The sequence below is a fragment of the Tautonia marina genome (assembly GCF_009177065.1).
GTDB classification, from domain to species: Bacteria; Planctomycetota; Planctomycetia; order Isosphaerales; family Isosphaeraceae; genus Tautonia; species Tautonia marina.
Map to the genome: position 1 here is coordinate 203,859 of NZ_WEZF01000009.1, position 24,506 is coordinate 228,364.

Here is a 24,506-nt window from a genome sequence, read left to right on the forward strand (position 1 = left end):
TGTCAGAATCGGCGAGGAGTGGTACACCTCTCATGACCCCAGCCCCGACCGCGCGTAGGCAACTGCGCATCGCAAGCAGTCGGGTTCGGCAAGGACGCCCGAGGGTTTCACGTCGACGGTCTGGCGCACTCATGAAGAATTTCGCCCGTCTCGTACGGTTTGCCTGGCCCTACCGGGGCCGATTCGTGCTGTCGATCGGCTGCGCGATGATGGTCGCCCTGCTCTGGTTTACAGAGCTGGGGGCGGTCTTCCCGCTGCTGAAAATTCTGCTCGGCGGCGAGAATGTCCAGACCTGGGTTGCCGATCAAATCGAACGGTACGAAACCGACGTAGAGACAGTGCGCGCTCGACTCAACGAGTTGGAGATCGTCCGCCAGGCTGGGCCGAAGGGCGTGCACGCCGATCATGTCGAGCAAATCAAGCAAGGGTACCAATCCGCCTGGAATCTCTATTTCAATGAGGTTCCCGAGGAGTTCCACGCAACCTCTGTCGGACCCAAGCCGTCGTTGCCGGCCGAGCAACTCGAACGCTACTCGGCCTTGACCCAAGCCTATCGAATCGCCGAAGCCCGTTACGACGAACTCGGCCATGCCTCCCGGCTGATGGAGGAAGGGGGGCCGTCGGCGCTCGATCGCCGCGAACGCTCCTGGCAGAAAGAAATGGCCAAGGCCGAAGGCTGGCAAGCCCGGTTCGAAGCAGTTGCTCCCTGGGTCAGTCGCTGGTTACCCGAGGATAATTTCCGGACCCTGACCGTCCTGCTCGCCCTGGTGATGGTCGGCGTGGCAATCAAAGGGGTCTTCATGTTCGGCCAGGAATTCCTGGTGGCGAACATCATGCAGCTCTCGATCTTTGACATTCGCAAGCGTTTCTTCCGCCGCACCCTGGCGCTCGATCTGGCAAGCTTCAATCAGCAGGGTTCGGCCGACCTGATGGCCCGCTTTACAAGCGACCTCGACTCGGTCAGCCAGGGGCTCGTCGTCCTCCTGAGCAAGGTCGTGCGAGAGCCTTTGCGCATCATCGCCTGCCTCGGAGGGGCTCTCTGGCTCAACTGGCGATTAACCCTTCTGGCGCTCGTGCTGGTGCCCGTCTCGGCGATCACCACAGTCAAGGTCGGCAAGCTGATGAAGCGGGCGATCCGGCGATCGCTCGAAAGCATGTCGAATATCTACAAGATCCTGCAGGAGACCTTCCAGGGGATCAAGCTCGTCAAGGCCTACACGATGGAACGCCGCGAGCGCCGGCGGTTCTATCTGGAATCGAAGGCGCTTTACAAGAAGCGCGTTCGGGTGGCGACCATCGAGGCGATGAGTGACCCGGTGCTGGAACTGCTGGCATTGACCACCGTTTCCATCGCCCTGATGTCCGGGGCCTACCTCGTCTTGCGAGAATCGCGCTTCCTGGATCTGGGTCTCTTTCGCCTTCAACTGGCTTCAGAGCCGATGACGATCGAGCAGTTGCTCACGCTTTACGTCATGCTCGCTGGCGTCTCCGACCCGCTACGGAAGCTCTCGAACGTGCATTCCAAGATCCAACGGGCCGCGGCGGCTTCGGATCGGATCTGTGCGCTGATGGACCGTGAGCCGACGGTCATCGAACGACCGGGAGCGCTTCGGATCCCCCCCCACCGGTTGCAGATCGAGTTCGACAACGTCCATTTCTCCTACGATGACCGGACGCAGGTTCTCCGAGGGCTCAATCTGAAGGTCCGTCACGGCGAGACGATCGCCCTGGTCGGCCCCAACGGTTGCGGCAAGTCGACCCTGATGAACCTCTTACCAAGATTCTGGGACGTGGAAGACGGCGCGATCCGGATCGATGGCCACGATCTGCGGGAGGTCTCGCTCAAAAGCCTTCGGTCACAGATCGGCATGGTCATCCAGGAAACGATCCTGTTCGAAGACTCGATCGCCGCGAACATCGGCTATGGCAGTCCCTTCGCCACAAGAGAACAGATCGAAGCCGCAGCCCGCCGCGCATACGCTCACCAGTTTATCTCCACCATGCCCGAGGGGTACGACACGATTATCGGGGAGCGTGGCGCCGGTCTCTCCGGCGGCCAGCGGCAGCGAATCGCTCTGGCTCGGGCGATGCTCCGAGACCCGGCAATCCTCATCCTCGACGAGGCCACCAGCGCCGTCGATATCCAGGATGAAGCCCTCATCCGCCGGGCCATCGAGGAGTTCTCCCGCGGGCGCACGACCTTCCTGATCACCCACAATCTCGGATCGCTCCAGTTCGCCGATCGAATTGTGCTGATGAACGAAGGGCAGATCGAGTCGGTCGGGACCGAGGACGAACTGCGACGAACCTCCTCGCTCTACCGACGCCTCCTCGAACTCCAATATCACCGAGAGAGTGCCTGACGAGCGGCTCGATGGCCTCCCCCCCCTCGAAAGGAACCACCAACCGGTGACATCGTTGACGATTGCGCACAAGAGGGGATGGAAGAATCTCGTCACGCGGGCGAGGCCGCTGCGTAGAATTGAATTGAGGTCTCGATTGCGCCCGCGCATGATAAAGGAGGCCAGTTCAGGCCGACGCCTCCGATCGTGCTGAACGCATCATCTGCCGTTCTCCCCTGAACTCTCTGCACCGACTCTATGTTGCGTGATCGCCTCCTGACCATGCCGATGGTTAAGAGCGCGAGAGGAGTGCCTTGCATGACGACGAGCCGAAGGGAACGATCGAGGGTCCACGCGGGCCTTTGTCTGGCCGGAATGGCAGCGGCGTTCGTGCTCTTTGCGAGTCCGTCCCAGGCGGATGACAGCGCCGATCGCTCCACGACCGAGGCCATCAACTCCTGGATTCGCGCAGGTTGGGAGGATGCCGGGGTCAAACCGTCGCCTCGGGCCACGGACGGGGAATACCTCCGTCGGGCCTACCTCGACATCCTGGGACGCATCCCAAGCCTCCAGGAAACGTCCGACTTTCTCCAGAGCAAGGATGCCAATAAGCGGGAGAAACTGATCTCCTATCTGCTCGATCATCCGGACTATGCGCAGAACTTCGGCAACTTCTGGTCAGTGGTCCTGATCGGACGAGGAGACACCGGCAATCAGGTCAACCGGAATGCCTTGCGGGCCTGGCTCCGGACCCGATTCGCCGCGAACGAACCCTGGAATGAGATTGCTCGGGAACTGGTGACCGCCTCGGGACCAAACACCCCCGAGAACGGCGCGACGAACTTCGCCCTGGCTCACCTCGATTTCGACGCCGTTCCCTTGACCTCAATCACGACCCGCGTGTTCCTCGGCCAGCAGATCCAGTGCACACAGTGCCACGATCACCCGTCGAATGACTGGAAACAGGCCGATTTCTGGGGCATCAACGCCTTCTTCCGCGGCGTCCGATCGCGTGAAGTCTCGCGGACCAGCGCCGGCGGTGCCGAGGAAACCGCCTACTACGAACTGTACGATGACCCGACCGACGCTTTCGCCCGCTACGACCGCCGCGACGGCACCATCCGGATCGCCTTCCCGACCTATCTCGATGGACGCAAGATCAGCCAGGAAACCGACGTCGATCGTCGTCAAGAACTCGGCACCTTCATCACCGAGCCTGACAACGACCAGTTCGCCCAGGCTTTTGTGAATCGGATGTGGGGCCACTTCCTCGGCCGGGGGATCGTTCACCCGATCGATGACTTCGGCGACCACAACCCGCCGAGCCATCCCGAATTGCTCGAACGCCTGGCCGACGACTTCAAGGCGTCCGGCTATGACATCAAGCAGTTGATCCGATGGATCACTGCGTCCGAGCCTTACCACCTCTCCAGTGTTCGGACCCGAGCCAACGAGCGCGACGAAACCTATTTCAGCCACATGACGCTCAAGCCCTTGACGCCTGAACAACTCTTCGAATCACTGCTCACCGCGACGCGGGCTCACCAGGCGGGAGGCGGCGGAAACTCCGACGCTCGCCGCGACCGATGGCTCCGGCAGTTTACCTTCGCTTTCGGCAACGACGAGACGAACGAGGGGACGAGCTTTCAGGGGACCATTCCCCAGGCGCTCATGATGATGAACGGCGACCTGATCGACGAGGCCACCAGCAGCAAACCGGGGAGCTTCCTCCGAGACCTGCTCGACGAGGCCATGCGCCGCAGGGCCTCGGCAGACTTCGTGATCGAGAAGCTGTATCTGGCTGCTCTGAGCCGTCCTCCCAGTTCGAAGGAAGCGGGGGCCGCACAGGTCTTGCTCCGCCAGGGACCTAGCCCGAACGCCGTCATGGAAGACATCTTCTGGGCCTTACTCAATTCCAACGAGTTTATCCTCAACCATTGATGATCTCCTGATGGCCCCGAACCGACCCGACGAGGGGAGGACCCGACCGATGTTCGATCGCCTGCTGACACCGCGAGGCATGTCTCGGCGGCATTTCCTCGGGCACCTGGCCGCCACCTCGATGGCGTTTCCGGCGGCCAGTTTCCTCGGGTCCCTTCGAGCCAATGCTCAGGAAGTGCGCCGGAACCAGAAGCACTGCATCCTGCTTTGGATGGGGGGTGGTCCGAGCCAGCTCGACACCTGGGACCTGAAGCCCGAAAGCCCTCGCAACGGCGGCGAGTTCAAGCCGATTGACACGAGCGTCCCCGGTATCCAGATCAGCGAGCACCTGCCCACCGTCGCCCAGCAGATGCAGCATCTGAGCCTCATCCGTTCCCTCAGCACGAGCGAAGGGAACCACGATCGCGGCACCTATCTGATGCACACCGGCTGGCAGCCGAACCCGACCGTCGTGCATCCGAGCTTCGGGTCGATCTGCTCGTTCGAACTGGGCACCCGGCTCGGAGACGACTTTCCCTTGCCTCACTTCGTCTCGATCAACCGACCGGGAGAGTCGGCCGGGTTCCTCGGCATGTCTCACGCGCCGTTCGTGGTGGGCAACCCGAACGGTCAGATCGAGAATCTGAAGCCAAAGGTCGATCCGGCTCGACTGAATCGCCGCGTCCAGATGCTTGGACTTGTCGAAGACCGCTTCATCGCCCAGAACCGCGGCGCGGCCGCCGTCGGACACCGGGATGTCTACGGCAAGACGATGAAGATGATGAACTCGGCTTATACCCGAGCCTTCGACCTCTCGGACGAACCGGACACCATCCGGGATGCATATGGTCGATCCGGCTTCGGTTCCGGCTGCCTCATGGCGCGCCGCCTGGTCCAGGCCGGTGTGACCTTTGTCGAGGTCGGCCTCGGGGGCTGGGATAATCATGACGACATCTTCCGCATCCTTCGCGAGCAGCGATTGCCCGAACTCGACAAGGGCATGGGCGCCCTCATCGCCGACCTGAACCGCCTTGGTCTGTTGCAAAACACCCTGATCGTCTGGATGGGCGAGTTCGGCCGCACCCCTCGCATCAACCAGAACGGCGGCCGCGACCACTGGCCGCGCAGCTGGTCGGTCGCCCTCGGCGGCGGCGGGATCAAGGGGGGCCAGGTCGTCGGCGCGACCGACTCCGACGGCATCGACATCGTGGATCGTCAGGTCGGCGTCATGGACCTCATCGCCACCATGTGCACGGCCCTCGGCATCCATGTCGATACCGAGTACACCACCCCCCTCGGCCGTCCCATGCGGGTCGTCGATGGGGGCACGCCGATCACGGAGCTGATCTGAGCTCCGCTCAATCCACGAGCAGCGGAGCGCCGAGCTTCCCGCTCGGCGCCCTGTATCCCCCACGAAGCAACTCCGATCCTCAGGGTGTGTCTCCGGGGGTCCAATCAAACGAAATGGCCCGACCCGCTTCGGTTTCGGAGCGGAAGTGACGGGGCAATCCGGGGCGAAGCGGTGAGAGGAAGTCCGTCGGGGGACCGGGATCGGAGGAGCTGGAACGCGTCTCGGACAGATCGGCAAGTCCGGCGGCGAGCAGAGAGCGATCGAGGCCCTCTCGGGTCGTGACGATCCGCCGGAGCGGGCCGCGCTGGCGGACCACTTCGTTCGTGTCGGGCATCATCAAGGCGGCCCAGTAGGCGGAACGCTCGGCCTGGCGTTGGAGCGTGAGGACGCGGGCGAGCTCGGCCGAGAGGGAGTCGCGGTCGGTACCGGTGCTCGAGGAGCCCAGCCGGTCGATCCGCGATCGGAGCCGATCGGCCGCCCGCTCCAGCCGTTCGACCAGCAGGCCGGCGGCGGGGATCGGCAAGGTCGCACCGCCGGAGGCACTCACCGCGTCCTCCTCGGCAGATCGGACCGTGGTCAGCACGGTTGCTCCCTCGTGCAAGGGCTGAGGGATGCTCAGGCGGCGTCCTCGGCGTGATTCAGAACGCGGCATCGGGTCGATCCAGACCAGTTCGACACGACGCGCCGGCCCGTCACCCAGCGGGATGATCCAGCGACCGTCAGGTCCGATCCGAGGTCGAACCGGGCGGCCATCGACCACTGCGGCCGGTGCCTCCGCGCCGGGAGGAGCCGTCAGGGTCAGAAACGGCCCAGGCTGGGGTTGGAGTTCCAGGATGGCATGGCCCCGTACCGTCCCTTCGGGAGCAATCAGACAGGTCAGGTCAACCAACTCAACACGGGTCTTTTCCAGGTCGCTCGAACCGCCCCGAGATGTGGACGGCGGCTGGACCACCAACGACCAGCCCCCCGGCTGCACCCGGTAAACCTTTCGACTGGCATCGGGGGGAAGTGGCGACGGGAACAGGGTCGCGAACTGCTGCTCCGTGACCGCGTCGGCCAGCGCAAGCCCAGACACATCAAGGGTCGGCGGCCGATCCGAGGGGACCACGAGCCCGATGGTATGGCCGGTGGCCGTGCCGAGCCCCCAGGCGACCAGGTCGGGGAAGACCAGCGGTTGGTCATCCTCCAGCGGAAGCACGGATCGGATTCGGAGGTCCGTCGATCCCCAGATAGGACGGCCAGGGTCGATCTCAATCCGGTCACCCAGGTCGCGCACCGCGACCGGAGGCATGCCATCGAGCTCGTACTCGGCCCCTTCGGCCCACGATTCCGGCAGAATCAGCTCGATCCGGTCCGCAGGCCCTCCCGAAACTCGGTAGCGCACCAGAGCCTCCCAGCGGGCCGACTGGCTGCTCAGAACGAGCTGACTCCAGAGTTCGACCGTGACCGCAGGGAAGGACTCAACCCGCAATGAGCCAGGTTGATCGAGCGGAATGGGCCGGTAACGACGGCGGTTATTCGAGGTCGCCAGACGCTCAATCGGCTGCGAACGGCCATCGGCCCCGCGGTAATCCACCAGGGCCGTCGTCGGAGTCGACAACAGCAACGTCCCCGGCTCAACCGTGAGACCGGGCCATTCGGGCCAGGGAAGGGGTCGCTCCGTGACCAGCGGCCCGGGCTCCATCGGCCGAGAGCGTTCGGGAAGCCATCCGGTCAGACTGATGGGACGCACGGAACTGGGAAGGCCATCAAAGCGCAGCCGAAGTTGATCGGAAGACGGCCGATCCCAGGAAGTCAGGCCAGGGGCCTCAAGATCGATCAGTTCCAGATCCTCCGGCACGTTGAGCGTGACCTTGCGGACGGCCCGGCCATCAAGGTCGGAGATGCGGGAGGCGAGTCGCCATTCCCACCGGCCGGCGTCGAGATCCAGTTGCAACGTCGGCTCGACGAGGCGTCGAGGATGGGTCGGTCCGAGGGGCACGGACACCTGAGGAAGCCCCGAAAACCGGGTTGCCCCGGCCACGTCGAGTGCGCCTCCTCGGGGAAATGGTCCCCAATTCTGTTCAAATTCCTGATCGCTCATCGGTAGGTTACCCGAGGCGGCTTCGAGTCGCCCACCCCAGGTCTTCGGACGCATCAAGGCAATCTGACCATCAAAGCGAGACAGACCGATCGGCTCCAGCCGGGGAGGACTTCGAAGGATCGGATCCGTGTTTGGTTCGCCTGCCGCGTTCGACGCCTCGGAACGCAGCGCGCGTCGAAGTTCGAGCTGAAGGACCGCCCCTTCAGACAACGGGGGGTCAATGCGAGCAATCCAGCGGTCGCCGTCATCGGCGACGATCCGAGAACTCTCAACAATTGCCCCGGCGGCGCGAACCGATCGCACCGCGACCCCCGGATCGATGGCAAACCAGAGTTCTCGGACCGGGCTGGCTCCTCGGATCGTCAGTCGAGCGTCGAGCAGGTCGCTCGTCGGCAAGGCTTGCCAGAGGAGCAGGCCCTCAAGTCCGGGGGCTTCGGTCTTGTTTCCTTCCTGATCGATCCGATCCCATCGGATCTCAATTCCATCACTCGGACCGATCGCGGCTCGAAGCTCACCATCGGCTCCAATCGTAATCGGGCCAAAGGATCGGGCGAGGGTCAGCCCTGAGGCTCCCGGGGGATCGGCCACCCGGAGCGAGGCCGAGGCCACGGGATTGATCGGCAGAACCAGACGAACGCCCGAGGTGTCGTTATCAGGATGAACCCGCTGACGAACGACCAGTTCATGCAACCCCGTCTCTCCGTCGAGCGCAACGGTTGCACGGTCGGCCGACTCTCCGATTAACACCGGACGCGGACGACCATCAACCATTGCCTCCAGTTCGGTCGGTCGACCGATCGGCAAGGACCACATGGCCGGCCCTTCCTGCTCAAATCGCAAGGTGAGCCGGGATTCCAGACGCCAGCCTTCCTCCGCGTCTGGCCTGAGCTCATGCTCGGCCCGGATCACTCCCACGGTCGGCCAATCGGGACGCGCCTCATCACCAGGACGGGCCGACGCGGCAGCCCTCAGACGCTCAGCATCCGTCTCCTGAAGCCAGACCACCGGCCCCTCTGACTCATCACCGACTTCGGTTCCCCGATCAATAAGAAACGCGATGATGGGCGAACCGCCAGGGGCATCGGCCTGTGAAGCAGGTTGCGCCCCGACCACCGTGGCGATCAGGAGGAAGACTCCAGAAGCCCCCAGACTGATCCGAGCGGCCGACCCGCGTGGTCGAATCAAGGTTGAGGCCCCCGATTCATCCCGATCGGGTCGAGGACGACTCTGGATCAAGGCAATGACAAGGCCGATCAATCCTGCATAGAACGGACCGATCACAAAGGCGGATCGCCGAGGCTCCCCCCGTTCTCCCACCACGACCGCCCCGAGGACGACGAGCAGCAAGAGGCAGAGCCGAACCGCATTCCAACCTCGACCCTGGAACCGAATCGAGGCTGCCACAATCAGCAAGGCCCCCACTCCAAGGCCGAGCATCAGCCACGGCCACCGATCGACCGATCGGACTCCGGCATCGTGACGAGGCCATCCGCTCGCCACGAAGCGCCGAAGAATCCGGGATTCGGTCTTCGAACCGCTGAGGGGCAGGATTGCCTCATCCGAGAATCCCCCGGCGGTTGCCCGCCAGCGCTCCACCGTCCGGAAGCGATCTGACTGGTCGGCCCCCCAGGCAACAGCCTCCCGAAGTGATCGGACCCAGGTTTCTCGGGTCGGTCCCGATGCCAGCGAGGTCGGTGAGATTCGCGGAGCTTCGGCCGGAGAGGTGATCAGAAAGACGGTATCGATCGGCACCGCGAGCAAGCCCAGCGACGACAAGGCGCGTCGAGCAGACCCGGCGGATTCCTCCTGACCAGATGGGGAAGGGGTCGGAACAATCGTGCTCGGGCCGAGGCCAAGCGCTTCAAGGGCGGATCGATCGACCACAAGCGGCCATCGTCCCACGTCCCACGAGGCCAGCGCATCGCCCAGCCGAAGCCCTCCCACCGGTTGGGTCGCCGCCAACTCGTCGAGTTGTTCCAGCATCGTGCGTTCCAGCGCCGTCAACCGGGGCAGGCGTCGCAACGAGACGCCTGGCAACCACCCTGGACGATCCGGCCCAGGATCGGCGGAGATCAGGGCCTGACCAACCCCCGCCAGCGACCGGGCCGTCGGCCAGGCAAGATTCCACGAGAATGACAGGCACGGCATCGAGAACCGAGGACGATCCGGTTCGACTGCTCCCGATCCGACGGTCTGAACAAACTCGACCACCAGTCGGCGTGGTCTTCCCGAACTCATCCGCTCGACCTCGGGAAGCTGCGTCAAGGGAATCCAGATCATCCCCTCCTGCTCGAACGGCTCAACACGCCGCCCGTTCGAGGAGACCGCGGCGAGGATCGCTCCTTCCGGCAATTCGATTCCCAGTGTCGCGGCCTCCTCCGCTGCCACATCCAGCGCCAGTCGGTGTCGGGTCAAAGTGTCGGTGGACGGGGTCGAGGCCAGATTGGCTCGAAGAATCACCCCCTCGAAGCGCGAGGCCGGTAGCCTCGTGGTGCGCACGCCGAGCAGTCCGGGCTGACCTTCATAAAGAAACCGGTCCGCCAGTCGGATGGATGGACTGGAGAAGCGATCGGCCTCGGAACTCGTCGCACCGATGCCGAGCTCTCGAAAGGAGAGGTCACCGCGGGTCTCGCAGCGAAGGGCCGGATCGACGCGGAGCGAGACGGTTCCGCGTGTCTCGAACCAGCGGGGCAGATCGAGCATGGGCAATGGGCCTTCGCCGTCCCAGGGCAGTTCCAGCCGTCCTCGGATCGACAACGGACCTGTGAGGTCCGAGGGCAGCCGAAGCTCGGATTCATCTCCCACCGAGGGAGTGACGGGCAGGGGCCTTGATTGCTGACCTTCGGCGGCCACCAACGACCAGCTCGGCCCATTCACGTCAAGTGGCACGGGACGAACGCGAAAGGGCAACGTGCGGAGGGATTCCCCTTGAGCATCAAGCTGAAGCTCCCATTCGACCGTCAGGCGATCGTCCAGGATCGTCACCCGTTGATTCACGATGGCGAGTGGACGTTTAGGGATCGGCTCTCGGACCACGCGTCCGAGAGCGTCCGGGGCGACCCAACGCCAGGAAAGAAGGGGCCGGGGAGATTGCAGAGACGTGGTCGAGGGAACGGCCGCCGGATCGAGCCAGGCAAGTCCCTCGGCCTCCACCGGGCGCAACACGACTCCCAGATCGGAAACAATCGACCAGCGCTCCTCGGCAATGGCAAGATCCACAGGGCGAAGTCGGGGAAGCTCCAGGAATCGGATGTTTTCCTGGACCAAGGAGGCCGAGACAATCAGTTCGGGGCGTCGTCCGTCGTTGAGTGCGATCTCCCCGGATCGTGCCCCGGGCAGAGCAACTCGAATCATCCGGCGACCGTCGGGCAATTGCTCCTGTTCCCATCGAGAGGCAAGCTGCCCGTCAGAGATCCGAATCGCGTCCGGTAACCATCCCGGCGAGAGGAGAAAGCTCACCAAGGTCGGCGCTTCCGGCGGCGGCTCGACATCAATCTCAGCCTCAAGCGTATCGGCCCCGTCGCGGAGCCTCACCGTTCCCTGAACGGAAACCGAGGTAATGGTGCGGGCCGGTGCCAGGTGCAATTCAGCCACCGGTGCGGGCCGATCGGCAAAGAAGGCCAGCGGTAACCCGTTTCGTTCCGGTTGCAATGCGAGGCCCGGGAGATCACTTTGCTCAGGGCGACGCCCGACCTCGATCTGGGCTCGCTCCAGTTGCTGCCAGGACTCAACGGAAATCTCGTCAAGGTCAAGCCGTCGCCCGGCCCGTTCCGTGCAATCGAGGAGCGACCAGGATTGATCCAGCCAGACAATGACGGGCCCACCGGTCCACTGAGCATCCAGGGGTTCGGGAACGGGGACGAGCCATCGGCTTGGGTCGTCGATTGGTGCCAGTCCGGAAAGGGTCAGGCGAGTCGGACCAATTAACCCGTCTCGCCATCGGACCGTGAGCCAGGTTCCCTCAGGACCAGGGCGTAGCTCGACCCCGGAAACCGCCCCCTCGGGACCGATGACCTCCTCCCAGGTCACGCCGGGAGGAAGGGAGACGACCAGGGGACGATGCCCTTCCGGCCCCGGATCGATCGACCAGGCGGTGGTCCAGCGGGCAACTCCCGCGGCATCACCCTCCAGTTCGACGAGAGTCGCGCCTCCGATCCAGGGGCCGGAGGGCCGATCGGGGTCGGGCGCCGATCGAAGCCGGAGGACAACCGAGCCCCCCGGCCCATCAAACCGCCATCGGAGTCGGCCCGGCTCACCGGTCGGTACCGGCCCTTCACGATAGCCAGGGGGGCCGGATGGAGTAATCCCCTCCGGAAGGTCGAGGATCAACGCCGTGGCCGATCCCTCGATCAACTCCAGGTCGAAAATCCGCCCTTCGGCCTCAACTCGTGGCCGGAGACGCCATGAGATCGTGACGGCCCGGGTCGATCCCGGGCCTTCCTCCGGACCAATCCGCAGAAACGCGCGACCGTCTCCGTCGCGGTGAATCAGGGTGCAAGACGACGGTGACACCTCCTCGACCGCGGGCGACCAGGGCCAGAGGGTTGCCCAGCGCACCGACGATCCCGGATCGGGGAACTGGAGCAAGGTTTGTCCGACCAGCTCTCCCCCTTCAAGACGGATTCGATGTTCGATCCGCTTCGGCTCGATCGGGCGGGTCGCCTCGATCAACGCGGACACGCGGCGAGCCTCCTCGACGAGCGTTTCGAACTGATCGGCTGGCATCGAGACCAGGCCCGTCCGGCCGGGAAACCACTGCTCAAGCATCTCCTCGGCCACCTGAAGCCGAACGACTTCGGGCGGAGCATCGTTGACCGCCTGAAGTGTCCGAGGCCCGATCAGCCCGGCGAGCATCGCCAAGGCAATCGCGACCGGCAGGGAGATTCGGGGGGGCGAAGCGATCATGTCGACACGCATCCGACGGTCAATCTCTTGAGAACGTGCAAGAACGACAACACGCCGATCATGATGCCGGAGAGTGATCGGAGCGCGTCGGAGGAGCCAGGTCAATCACCTCGTCCCGAAGATTGGAATCGGGCCGAGGCGACGACAGGGAAGGCGGTCCAACGAGTGGCGGCCGAGGTCGGATGGCCGTCGAGTCGTCGGACCCGACCAGCGGCGTCGATCCTCCCGAACCCCCCATCCCCGAGGCTTGATCGCTGGCCGCGGGAGTGGAGCCCAGGGCGCTCTGCTCTCCGAATCGCGGGCCGGGACGACGCAGTTCCACGGCCCGTCGGGTCAAGACGGCAACCGCGATCAAGAGCCAGCCAACCGCCGAGGATTGGACGACCACGATCGACGTACTCGGCCCCATCAGGATCAAGACCAACAGGGCCACCGCGCCGACGATTGGCAACACGCGAGCCCGGATCGGATGCCGAATCAAGACCAGGAGGCCAAACAGCAGAACAACCCCCGAACAGCAACCCACCAACGTGGCCCGCGAGACGATCATCGCGTTCAACGACCCTGGATTTCCGGGCCGGCTGAACAGATAGCCGTGGTCGCCATTTCGCCCTCCGGTCAGGGGCGGAGCCAGCGTCTCGGCCGAGCTGCCCGGCCCGCCAATCCAGACGGCCAGTTCCGAAGGCGACATTCCCGGTTGACGCTTCCAGACGTATCCTGCCCAGTACCAGAGATTTTCATCCGTAAACCCTCGGGGAACACCCACGAGCGCCTGATTCCAGGGCACGCGAACTTCCCAGAGCGTTTCAAACACGCGACCACCGTCGAGCAATCTCGGCGGCTGCCAGCGACTCCCGGCCGCCTCCGGAGGAAGCCGGTAACTCATGCCGACGAGGACCCCTCGGGCCGTCTCGGCCGGCAAATGAAGCAGGAACATACCCGGACGTTCCAGCGCGTCGAGGTCGTCGGATGGGACGGGTTCCCCATCGAGGTAGACGCGGTCAAGCTCGGCCCCGTACGGCAACCGAAAGCCGAGCGATGGGCCATGATCATCGAACCGAAACCAGGCGGCAATCCTGACCTCGCCATCCGCTCCTTGTTCCGACCGAAGCCAGAGCCGAGAGGCAAGCGACTTCGGCAATTCCGCCGGTGCGGAGGCCGTGGCCGAGAACCGAGGACAGACCACCGACGCCGCCCCCGGCGGACGAACCCAGACCTGGCGGATCGGCAGCGGAGCGCCACCGTCGGGATTGGTCACCCACTGGTTCTCGGCTGGGCGCCGCCAGCCTTCTCCCTCGGGACGAAGCTCAATGCCTGGGTCGGCGGCGATTTCCACCCGAGGAGGTGAGGCCGGACGAGGGTCCAGGACCTCGATCCGGGGGATCTCGATCAACGCCGACTCCCCCGGCACCAGGCGCCCCAACTCTTGCAGCCGGTAGCGAAGCCGAAGCTTGACGGGCGCTCCGCTGACCGGCTGGGCCAGCGTCAGGCGGCGAATCGGCAGCCCATCCGGTCCAGGAGGGATCGGTTCTTCCTGTTCGATCACCCCTCGATCGACCAGTTCCCAGCCACGCTCCAGACCGGCAGGAATCGCCAGATCAACCCACTTCAGCTCGCCGTCGGGTGCATAGAGCGTCAGGTCTTGCTGGACGTCGATCCCGTCTCGAGCCACCCGGACGAGTTGGTCAATCGTCGAGGAGACCGTCGAGGCCCGGGCGGTCAGGGTGAGCGGGACCACCGCGGCCGGTGCCTCAAATCGGAGCCAGAGAACCCGACGCGGCAGCTCTTCGGACGTACTTGCCCACGGACCGGCTTCCAGGATGGCAGAGGGATCGGTCGGGATGACCTCGGCAGAGGCCTGAGCCTCCAGGCCGTTCGACGGAGCCACGTCCAGCTCGGGAGGCACCGCCACCGCCAGTCGACCGCCGTCAAAGCCCGCGTCAAGCGGCCGAAACACGGATAGCTGCCCCGGCCGTTCGGGGTCGAATCGGACTGTTCCCTCCAGCTTAATCCGAAGCGGAGCCTGCTGCCCATCTCGAAGCGCAGAGGCCAGCGTCATCTCCAGCACGACGGGGCCGCTGGTCGCTTCGGAGTCGTCCGGCCGGACAAGATCCCAAGTCGAAATGGCCTCGGGAGGTCCGACACGATCAATCTCCAACCCCTCGGGCACCTCGACCCGAAGGTTGAAACATTGGCCACGAACCGACCGATAGTCGAGCCACGACTCCACCTTCGCCGAGGCTCCACCCGGTTCGATCCGTGCAAACGATCGTTGCGCCACCCGCACCATCGGCGGCATCGGCCCGACACGAAGCTGAAGCCCGAACGGCTGATTGGCAAATCGAAAGGCCGAAAGAATCGTGGGCCTTGCCCGAGCAATCTCCTCACGGAGATCACGTGGATCAATGCGGCGCAGCCCGTCCTCCGGATCGGCCAGAATGCGCAGGCCATCCGTTCGGCCAATGGAGAGGGTCCCGGTTTGCTCGATCACCCCTTCAAACGGATGGCCGACAAATCGCACCGAGGCCAGATCGGTTTCCGGGTCGAAGGTTGGGACCGGCCGACGGGTCGTGATCGCCACCCGAATCGACTCCCCTTTGCGAATCGTCCGGGGGAGCGAAAGGAGCCGACCCCGTCCATCAAGGGTCGAGGCCGGGGGAATGGATCGCCCTTCCGTCTCAATCTCCAGAATCTCCTCGTCCGGGTCGGGCAAGAAGACCAGGGTGGAAACCTCGCCCCGGCGGACCTGAATCTCCCAGATCGACTGAGCGGTCAAGGCCCCTTCGCTGAGATCAAGCGAAATGTGTCCTCCCCCCGTCAGAAGCGGAGGCACCGGCGCGGCCTCATCGCGACGAGGAAGCCAGCGGATCTCCAGTTCGCTGCGAGCGTCGAGCATCGCCTCGATCCGGGATCGGCGCCCCTTGTCAATCATTTCGACGGGAAGCGGAGCGCCGTCTCCCAGCGTGGCTTCAGCAATCGGCCCCTCGAGGTCGAGTTGCAGTCGGGTCCGGATCGCACGGGGGATCGCCAGGGTCAACCCTTTGCGGTCGTCGATTGATCGGACGGGAGCGACCACATCGACCCGAACCGTCCGCAACTGCTCCTCGTCTCTTTGACCTGGCAGGATCACGAACCACCCATCCGGTGGTGCGGCCTCCCAGCCGAGCGGAACTCCGTCAGACTCCGCCTCTCGGGGGTAGAGCCCGTCCAGACCGATCGGCACCCGGTGCGGACCAGGGCCGCGGGCGTAAAGGGTGATGGTCAAGGAAAGACGAGCCAGGCCACCATCTTCCGGCACATGGCCAACCACTTCGACCGCGGTCACCCCTGAAAGGGCCGATCGAGCCACGTCCTCCAGTTGTTCCCCCGATCGAACGATCACCACGGGGCTCACCGACTCGGAGCGAGCCGCCGGCTCAGCTCCATCCTCGGATGCCGGATCTGCGTCATCCTGTGCCAACGAGGCCCCGGGAGCCATCAGCAGCGTCAGGACCACGCCGATCCAGAGAAGGTCACAATATCGGGCCACGCGGCGCACCCTCGCTCAGGTCGCGGAGATTGACCGGCCTCGCCGAGACAGGACACGAAGTGAGCCGGATCAACCAGCCGGAGGGGATCGGTTCCGGGCTTTCGATCACGGCAAGACGAGTCATCCGGCAAATTGTACCACCTGGAGAACCTCGGAGTCACGGATCGAACACTCCGGCTCCGGTCCCCATCTCACCTTGTCGAGTCGAGGGGATGAGGAACACCCCCTGGTCGGATACGCACAACTCGATCGCTCGTTGCTCCGTCACGTGCGGGCCAAGTCCTACGCCCGGCGTCCAATCGCCTCCGTGGTGGCTAGGGAGGCCTCGTCATGAACGATGCCATTGGAGGCGAGGATCTCCGAACTGTAGAGTTCATAAGGGCCACCGTCGAGTGCCGAGACAGTGCCGCCGGCCTCACGGACCAGCAGAACCCCGGCGGCGACATCCCAGGGATGGACGTGCGTCCCAAAGCAGACGTCGGCACCTCCCGAGGCGAGCGTGGCGAGGTTCCAGGCGGTCGAACCGCTTCGCCGAACCGAGTGCGTGCCGGTCGAGAAGCGCTCCATCAAGGCGAGTTGCCGGGGGGCATCGGCGCCGAATCGCGTCGGAAAGGCCGCGGAGATCAAGGAGCGTTCCAGGCGATCGGCCGAGCTGACCCGGGCAGGCTGGCCGTCCACGGTCGTGCCGCCTCCCAGGCTGGCCGACCACATCGTGTCGGTCAGGGGGGCGTACACGACGCCGGCGATCAACGTTCCCCGATGTTCCAGGCCGATCGACACCGTCCAGATGGGGAAGCGATGGGCGAAGTTGACCGTGCCGTCGAGCGGATCAACGATCCAGCGAAAGGGGCAATCGGGATCGGGCTGAACCCCTTCCTCCTCGGCAAGCAAGGTATGATCGGGGAACTGCTCGGCCAGCAAGGCGGCAATGGTCCGCTGGCTTGCCAGATCCGCCTCGGTCACCAGATCGCTCGGCCCTTTCTCGCGGGCCTCGACGCGGCCATAGTGCTCTCGCAACACACTGCCCGCGCGCCGAGCAATCTGCTCTGCGGCGTCTCGATACGCTTGATACGCTTCGGCCACGAACCGGACCTTTCTGCGGACTCGATCACGACACAACCTCTCAAACGCCTTCCTCAGGGAAAACCGAGGAAGGCGTTCGAACGGGCTTGATCTTGCCAGAGTCGGGGCAACGGCGCCTATCCCCGTCAGCGTTCGATCCGACGGGGAACTGGGCCGATTCCGATCAGCGAGCCGGAGTCAATCGGTTTTCCTTCAGCAGGTCTTGCCAGGCCTTCAGGCCAGGCCCCTCAGGGGAATCGGGATCGTAGCCGAGCGTCTCTCGCCCGGTCAGCATCATCAAGGTATCGAGCGCGAGCTGGCGGACCCCCGCATTGGGCGATGACAGGTCGGCCACAAGCTCTGCGTAGACCTCTTTTTCTTCGATCTGGTCCTCGGGAACACCCAGCAAGAGGCGGTCAAATGCTTCGGTGGCCTCGGGAGGAGCGATGAACCGTTCCAGGAGTCCCCGAACGTCCTCGGCGGGCTCGGTGCCTCGCGCCATTCGTCGCATGACAATTCCGATCGCGGTGCCTCGAACGGCCGGGTCGCCCGGTCGATTGAGCAACGGCATCACCTGCTCTAGTGCCTCGGGATCGGACCCAGCCATGGCTCCCAGGGCGGCGACCGACAGACTTCGGACGGTCGGGTCCGGATCCTCGATGCCTTCGAGCAACGTAAAGGTGATCGACCCGGTGGATTGCTCGAACAGCTCCACGAAGGCTTCGCCGGCCTGGATGTCGGCAGGTTGCGGCTCAGGATCGACGACCCATTGCGGCATCACGGCCGGCTCTGCGCCGAGAATGCCGTCCTCCGGATCGACACTCACCAGGGTCGGGCCTTCGAATTCCTGCGGATCGCCGTCGTCGAACGTGACGCCCAGAGCGCCCGCGGGACAGAGAATCGTCAACAACGGACGACCCGCCGGCTGTCCTGGCACCTTCAACCCCATCCACGACAGACCGACCGGCCGCCCCGGGGGTAACTGGAGCGAGAGGGTTCGCCCTTCGAACCCGACGGCGATCGGCTCCTCAGCATTGGGAGACCGGAGCACGACACTCCCGTCAATCAAAGCAAACCGTGGCGTGTCGGCCAGTGCTGGCGGTTCCACGCGCAGCTCGGACTGAGCGATCAAGGTGATTCGAACCGAGCCCATGCTCAAGGTGGTGCGGAACGGGGCCAGATTGACGACGCGATCTCCCGGAGCAAGGGAATCGTCGGCGGAGAGCCGTTCCCAGGTCGGATTGGCCCGCAAGACGATGCCGTCGGTCTGCTCGACGACCGCCACGTCCCCTGCCGCCAGGGGAGCCTCGGGCTCGGCGGGCTCAGCGGGTTGCTCCGGAGTCGGTTCAGGTTCGGGTTCGGGCTGATCCGTTTCTTCGACCCGAGCGGGCTCTGAGAGAGGCGGCGGAGCAGGCCGAGCGTCCCCCTCCTCGTCCGCGACCTCCTCATCCGGTTCTTTGGCCGCATCGGGATCGAATTGCGCAGCGGCCAGGGAATCCGCCTCCTGAATCTGAACACCGGCGTACCGAAGGTTCAGATATCCGACCGCTCCCAGCACGACGATCAGGAGCACGGCCACCAGCCAGGGAACCACCTGTTCGAACCACGATCGTGGGACCGGAGCCGTCTTCGCCCAGGGGGCCTCGGGGGCTCCAGACACGGCGTCGGGAACCATTCCGGCCGCGGGGGGAACCGCCACTCGATAGTTGGTGCGAACCGCTTCCGGCCCCTTGAAGAGGCGATACATGCGGTATCGGGACTCAGAAGGCACCTTGGCCTTGTTCTTGATCAGGCTGAGAATCTGGTGACAACTGGCGGCCTCGGCCAGGTGAACGTCAGACTCCAGGCAGAGTTTTTCGTATTCGGCGACCTTCTCGGCTTCCAGCTCGTTATCAAGGTAGGCGGCCACGGTGTTCGGATCCACCGCCTCGGGACCGCTGGTCGGCGGAATCGTCAATCGACGACGGCGCGTGACCTTGCGAATGCGCTCGATGAGCGTCTGGGCGAACGGGGTGCTCGAAACCTGCGTGCCAATCTCGCGAACTTCTTCCGGCGGAAGAGTATCGTCGAGCCAGGCGAGCAGCGTGCGGAGAGTCAATCGCATCGGAATCGCTCGGGTCAAGAGGATGAGGCGAGCCGCTCGGAGGTCTGTGGCCTCCGGCTCCGAAACGCTCCCCTCACCCTTCTATCTGTGCCCCGAGCGAAGGCGATCCGTCGAAAATTTCAAAAAATTCGCCAGCCGAGGCCGTTCCGCCCGGAACAATCCCTCCGCTTTGATCCGCAATCGCGTCTCTTGATCAGCGGCGTCCGACCCGGAAAATCCGGAACAGGGGATCAGGCGGTTCTTGCCCGTAGAGGGGCGTAAACTGATCGGGATGCTGCTCGGCCCACTGGCGTTCGATCGGCCAGGGCTCGCTCACATTGTGCCGGGCAACGACCAGCAGCTCGATCCGATCGGCTCGAAGGTTGGCGAGCCAGGCGTCGAAGTCCTCTTCCTCGCGGTCCCAGCCGGGCATGTCGCCCGGCCAGTTTGGTCGGCCCGCGGCCACCGCCTCACGATGGTAGTCGTGCATCAACCAGTCTCGGTGCTCGTTGATATTCACATAACGCACCTGATTCTTCATGCCCGGCCCGAGCAGGAAATACGGCAGGTTCGTTCCGGCATAGGCGATCCGTGCCCCGTCGTCGCCAGCCAGGCGGTCGAGCGTCAGCCAGCCTCGGTAATAGTCGACAAAGACGGGAAAGAACCGTAACGGCTCCGACATCCCCCAGGGAGCCGTGACCACTCCCCCGATCAGGAGCATGGCCGCCACTGCTCCCAGGGCGACCCGCTTCGGCCCGGGGTACCCCGGACGGTTGACCGCTCGGCCGATCGCCGCTGCCGCCAGGAAGGCCAGCAAGCCGATCACCCACGGCCCGACCACCAGGAAGAACACCCGGACCATCTCGGCCCACTGGCCGGCATTCACCGCTGTCGTGAGCGAGTTCCACCAGTTGGCACTCGGCGTCGGTAGCACCACGGGGCCGGGCGTGGTGTTCGGAATCATCGGAGAGAAGTCCCAGGGCACCTTCTGTTCCTCACCGAATCCCGCCCACGGCCACGCCTGGCCCGTCATCGTGTGCAAGGCGAGCAGCACCACCCCAGCCACCCGCAACACCTTCGCCCGATCGAGGAGCATCGCCACCGGCACCGCCGCCATGCCCACCGCCGGGAACAGGAACCGCTGCTGGGTCCGGTACGGGATAATTCCCCAGTAAATCACCGCGTTGATCACCGCCAGGGCGGCGACCGCCCAGACCCACCGGGCCCGATCTTTCTCCCGACGCTTGCCGATCGCCCAGAAACCGACCAGCGCCGCCAGCCAGATCGGTGTCATCCTCGGGTCGAAAACCTGTAAGAACATGTCGATCCCCGATCGCCAGTCGCGGGGATCAATGTAGTAGCGACTTCCTTTCATCACCTCCGGCGCATACCAGCCAGTCAGCAACGTCCGGCCGAAGGCTTCGACCTGCACCGGATAGAGCGGATTCCCGGTCAGCCAGGCGTTTCGGGCGTACCAGTACCCGGCGGTCAGCATCGGCGCGAAGCCGAGGATCGCCAGATGCCCGAGCTTCGATCGCCATCCGATGGGTCGCACGAGGACCGCCATGCCCACGGCCGCCAGCAACGGCGGCACCAGCACCAGGCCCGTCGGCTTGCATCCCCAGCAACATCCGGCCGCCAATGCCCCCAGCGCGAGGGTTCGGGGTCCCCCTTCTCCCATCGCGTACCGAAGGAAGAAAAAGGCCGACGCCAGATACCCGGCCTGCAAGATCGTATCGACGTTCGCCTCGAAACCGAACACGATGTAAGGCGAGCAAGTCAGCATCCAGCCTGCGGCAACCATCGCCGCCGATCGCCCCGCGCCGACCTGCCGGGCCATTGCGAAGACGGCCATTCCGGTCATCAGATGAAACGGTGCCTGGCCGACCTTCGCCAGCAAATCTCCTCCCCAGCCGATCATCAGCCAGGCGAACCAGAGATCCCCAATCGCCGAAAAGTAGGTCACGACGTTGTCGCCGAACGGCGCGGCGATCAGGTCCAGTGATCCCGATTCCCACCACCGGGCCGCGAACCAAAGGTGATAGATCGGCCCATCGCTGATCACTTTCACCGGCAAGAGCAGTGACCTTATGCCCAGCAAGACCGACGCCCAGAGCGTCAATCCAAGGGCCACCGTCGCGTCAGGATGCCAGGTCGGGTCGCCGGCCCGAAATGCCTCGCCCTTTTCCGAGTCGGGGATCGGCCCTCGCTTCCGCGATGCCCACCCAAGGACCCCTGCGGTCATCGACCAGACCAGCAGCGGCCCGCGCTCCAGAAACCCGAGTGCTCCGAACACCTCCATGCCCAGCGTCACCCAGGTCCAGGCGATCACGGCTGCGGCAAGCCATCGGACCATGCCCTTCGCCTGCCCGAAGGAGTGCCCGGCCAGCCAGTAGGCTCCGGCCCAAACCGGGGCATTCAGCAAGATCGTCCAGAGCAGCCCGACGCCGATCGCGGTCATGCCGAGGGTCCCTCTCCTGGTTTCCGGCCCACCGCAATCGTCGACAGGGCAGGCCAGCCGGGAATGCGCTCGATCACCTTCGCCACTGGCAAGAGCAGATCAAACAGACGCATTTGCCCCGGAGAAAGCCGGTCGCGTCCCAGAATCTTCCCACTGACGTACCAACCGACCGTCCCAAATCGGTTAAACCCCTGCTGATGCACAACCTCGAAGCCCGCGGCTTCCAGTTTCCGACGCAATTCCGACTCCTCGTAGCGCCGTTCGTGACCGAGGGCGCGGTCGGTCGGCGTGTAGAGCCAGGGGTGTTGCGGCACGAGGATGATCGCGTGACCTCCTGGCTGAAGCACCCGGAAGAACTGGCGAAGCACCTCCTCATCGGCGGCAATATGCTCCAGCACGTTCAGGCAGACGATGGTATCGAGTCGCTCCGGCTCGATCCGGTCGTAATCGGCCGATCGGGTCAGGTCCATCTCGACCGTCTCGACGTTTTCCAGATGACCGAAGCGCCGGGAGATCATCTCGACATAGAAGGCTTCGTTGTCGGTCGCCACCAGACGATCACTGTCGAGAAGCAATTCCGTCAGGTTCCCGATGCCGCACCCGGCCTCCAGCACTCGAGGTCCGATCCACGGCTCAATCTGTCGGAGCAACCACCGATTCAGGCCCCTCGCCTTGCGCATGGCCACCAGAATCGCGTAGCCGTCGTGCGTCGTGAAGCGGCGGTCGAAGACTCGGCAGCGGATCATCACCCCGATCGCCCGCAACCCATCGACCCACCGAACTTTCTTCCCTTCCAGATACGTTCGACCCGCGTAGCTGATTGCCACCTCGTACAACCGAACCCCCCACTGAGCCAGCCGGACGGTCAGTTCGGGCTCGAAACCGAACTTCCGACTTTTCAACGGGGTTTGCCGGAGCAGATCGGCGCGAATCGCCTTGTAGCCGGTCTCCATGTCGGTGAGGTTCAGGTCGCACAGGACGTTACACAGCCACGTCAGCAGGCCATTACCGAGGCTGTGCCAGTAATACAGGACCCGGCGATACTCTCCGCTGAGAAAGCGGCTGCCGAAGACGGCGTCGGCCCGGCCGTCGAGAATCGGCTGAACCAGCCTGGGCAGGTCGTTCGGGTCGTATTCGAGATCAGCGTCCTGGATCACAACGATCTCGCCCCTGATGTGGGGCAGGGCGGTGCGGATCGAAGCCCCTTTCCCTCGGTTCCTCCGGTGTTGCAAGACCCGGAGGCGCGGGTCGGCCTCGGCCAGGGTTCGAAGCACCTCGGCCGAGCCGTCCGTCGAGCCGTCATCCACGGCGATCAACTCGATCGGCACCGGCAACGGAGCCTCGAAAACCCGTCGAACGATGGTTCGCAAGGTGCGCCGCTCGTTGAACACGGGCATCACCAGGCTCAAGATCGGCTGCGGGTCGGGGGATGAATCGCTGAAGGGCTCAGGCTCGGGCATGCGTTCGCTTCGTCTTCGCCTGCGACGTGATGTCGGGACAATACGGTACGGTTGGTCCTGCCGGAACTCGCCTCACGAGAAAGGGGGCGGCCGGAGTCTCGCCAAAGGGTGACAGACCCACCGGGCCGGCGTCCAGAGGGTTCCCGGCTCGATGCCTGGTCGGATCGGCCGGCACGTCAAGGACCGTCAATCCGGGGATGATCGTCGTGCGCCTGAGGACGCCGCCACCGCCGATAGGTCGTCAGCAGTGATCGCGCGGCCCGATCACTGCCAATCCGGGAGAGGAGATTTCCCAGCGCCTCGGCGTGCATCCGGGGTCGATCCGCTCCAGAGAAAGGGGCGGCTCGGGGTCGGCCAAGAATCACGGCATGCGCCAGAGCCGCGATCAGAGCCAGCATCAGGAAATGTCCGGCCACAATCCCCAGTTCCGGCACCTGACGGATCACCTGCCAGGGTGTCGGCATCGACGATTCGGCCCCCAGCAAAAACGACCCTTCGACGAACGCCACCTTTCGAGGCGTCGAACCGACCCACTCCGCCACCTTCATCGTCAATGGTCGGCGAGCGTGCGGAACAACTGCGGCATTGAGCAAGAACGAGCCGTTGGCCACGACCAGCACGGCCGAAGGATCCCCGCCGTCGATCGGATCATCCCACGACCAGTCCATCACGATCACCCGGTCGTCGTCTCCGGTGAGTAAGGCCGCTTCCGCGGGGCTACTCACCTCCAGGGCTCGATGCAAGGGAAGGGCCGCGGCCTTTGGATCAATTCCTTCAGACCAGGGACCACCGAGACTCACCGACGGATCGGCTCCGCCTGTTTCCTCGTCGAACCGGAACCAGTAGTCCGGATCGGCGGCCTGGAACCCCGGCGGGGGGCCTTCCGATCCCCAGTCCGAGGCCCTCGTCAGCTTCTCCTCGATCCGATCCCGTTGTTGCTCCGGGGCATCCTCGGGAAGCGCCTCCAGGGCGCCTTGCCAGTATTCGGCCTCGGCGCTTCCATCGCGGCAAACCAGGATCAACCGACGGCCGTCCCCTTCCATTTGCCAGTCGAAGTACCAGTCGGCTTCCTCCTGACTCACAATCCCCGGCTCGGGCAAGAACCGGACAATCGTCTCGGCCCAGTCACCTAATTCCTCGTTCAGCCGACGAGCCGCGCGGACCTCGTGCCCTTCATCACGGAGCAACGAGGCAAACACTCCGGTGCCGTTCACACTTCGACCGGCAATCCGCCCGTAGGTGGTGTCGATCTGCGTTTCCGCACATCCCGAAACCAGGGCCAGCAGCACGGGGACCAACATCCCGCACCT

10 protein-coding genes are annotated in these 24,506 nt (G+C 64.5%); 3 read left to right on the forward strand and 7 right to left on the reverse strand.

The features are described from left to right. Positions 1 to 131: 131 nt before the first annotated feature. The 3 genes from GA615_RS12890 (at position 132) to GA615_RS12900 (ending at position 5,613) form a co-directional block, all read left to right on the forward strand. Entirely contained in the window at positions 132 to 2,363 is a 2,232-nt protein-coding gene (locus GA615_RS12890) for an ABC transporter ATP-binding protein (RefSeq protein ID WP_152051711.1), read from the forward strand. A 297-nt stretch (positions 2,364 to 2,660) separates the two neighbouring features. Continuing rightward, positions 2,661 to 4,283 (forward strand): DUF1549 and DUF1553 domain-containing protein, encoded by a 1,623-nt coding sequence (locus GA615_RS12895; protein ID WP_152051712.1) that lies wholly within the window; start codon positions 2,661 to 2,663, stop codon positions 4,281 to 4,283. 49 nt (positions 4,284 to 4,332) lie between these two features. After that, the gene (locus tag GA615_RS12900; protein ID WP_152051713.1) at positions 4,333 to 5,613 is read left to right on the forward strand and encodes a DUF1501 domain-containing protein; all 1,281 of its coding nucleotides are present in this window, start codon (positions 4,333 to 4,335) and stop codon (positions 5,611 to 5,613) included. Positions 5,614 to 5,692: 79 nt separating this feature from the next. Here GA615_RS12900 and GA615_RS12905 read toward each other — a convergent pair whose 3' ends face one another. The 7 genes from GA615_RS12905 to GA615_RS12935 all read right to left on the reverse strand — a co-directional run bounded on the left by GA615_RS12905 (position 5,693) and on the right by GA615_RS12935 (position 24,497). Beyond that, on the reverse strand, positions 5,693 to 12,601 hold the full coding sequence (locus tag GA615_RS12905; protein WP_152051714.1) for a hypothetical protein: 6,909 nt from the start codon (positions 12,599 to 12,601) through the stop codon (positions 5,693 to 5,695). Between the two features lie 58 nt (positions 12,602 to 12,659). Next, on the reverse strand, positions 12,660 to 16,130 hold the full coding sequence (locus GA615_RS12910; protein ID WP_152051715.1) for a hypothetical protein: 3,471 nt from the start codon (positions 16,128 to 16,130) through the stop codon (positions 12,660 to 12,662). A 282-nt stretch (positions 16,131 to 16,412) separates the two neighbouring features. Beyond that, positions 16,413 to 17,213, reverse strand: a complete 801-nt coding sequence (locus GA615_RS12915) for an inositol monophosphatase family protein (protein WP_152051753.1) — start codon at positions 17,211 to 17,213, stop codon at positions 16,413 to 16,415. A 163-nt stretch (positions 17,214 to 17,376) separates the two neighbouring features. Further along, positions 17,377 to 19,296: a HEAT repeat domain-containing protein gene (locus GA615_RS12920; RefSeq protein ID WP_152051716.1), complete on the reverse strand. Its 1,920-nt coding sequence runs from the start codon at positions 19,294 to 19,296 to the stop codon at positions 17,377 to 17,379. A 193-nt stretch (positions 19,297 to 19,489) separates the two neighbouring features. Then, positions 19,490 to 21,736 (reverse strand): glycosyltransferase family 39 protein, encoded by a 2,247-nt coding sequence (locus GA615_RS12925; RefSeq protein WP_152051717.1) that lies wholly within the window; start codon positions 21,734 to 21,736, stop codon positions 19,490 to 19,492. Continuing rightward, positions 21,733 to 23,196 (reverse strand): bifunctional glycosyltransferase/class I SAM-dependent methyltransferase, encoded by a 1,464-nt coding sequence (locus tag GA615_RS12930; RefSeq protein ID WP_152051718.1) that lies wholly within the window; start codon positions 23,194 to 23,196, stop codon positions 21,733 to 21,735. The genes GA615_RS12925 and GA615_RS12930 overlap by 4 nt, the downstream gene beginning before the upstream one ends. A 176-nt stretch (positions 23,197 to 23,372) precedes the next feature. Further along, positions 23,373 to 24,497, reverse strand: coding sequence for a DUF4350 domain-containing protein (locus tag GA615_RS12935; protein WP_161602310.1), 1,125 nt, complete (start codon positions 24,495 to 24,497; stop codon positions 23,373 to 23,375). Positions 24,498 to 24,506 lie beyond the last annotated feature (9 nt).

Coding starts and splice junctions, on each gene's coding strand:
- GA615_RS12890 (WP_152051711.1), top strand. CDS start 132: ATGAAGAATTTCGCCCGTCTCGTACGGTTTGCCTGGCCCTACCGGGGC.
- GA615_RS12895 (WP_152051712.1), top strand. CDS start 2,661: ATGACGACGAGCCGAAGGGAACGATCGAGGGTCCACGCGGGCCTTTGT.
- GA615_RS12935 (WP_161602310.1), bottom strand. CDS start 24,497: ATGTTGGTCCCCGTGCTGCTGGCCCTGGTTTCGGGATGTGCGGAAACG.
- GA615_RS12925 (WP_152051717.1), bottom strand. CDS start 21,736: ATGACCGCGATCGGCGTCGGGCTGCTCTGGACGATCTTGCTGAATGCC.
- GA615_RS12900 (WP_152051713.1), top strand. CDS start 4,333: ATGTTCGATCGCCTGCTGACACCGCGAGGCATGTCTCGGCGGCATTTC.
- GA615_RS12930 (WP_152051718.1), bottom strand. CDS start 23,196: ATGCCCGAGCCTGAGCCCTTCAGCGATTCATCCCCCGACCCGCAGCCG.
- GA615_RS12920 (WP_152051716.1), bottom strand. CDS start 19,296: ATGCGATTGACTCTCCGCACGCTGCTCGCCTGGCTCGACGATACTCTT.
- GA615_RS12905 (WP_152051714.1), bottom strand. CDS start 12,601: ATGATCGCTTCGCCCCCCCGAATCTCCCTGCCGGTCGCGATTGCCTTG.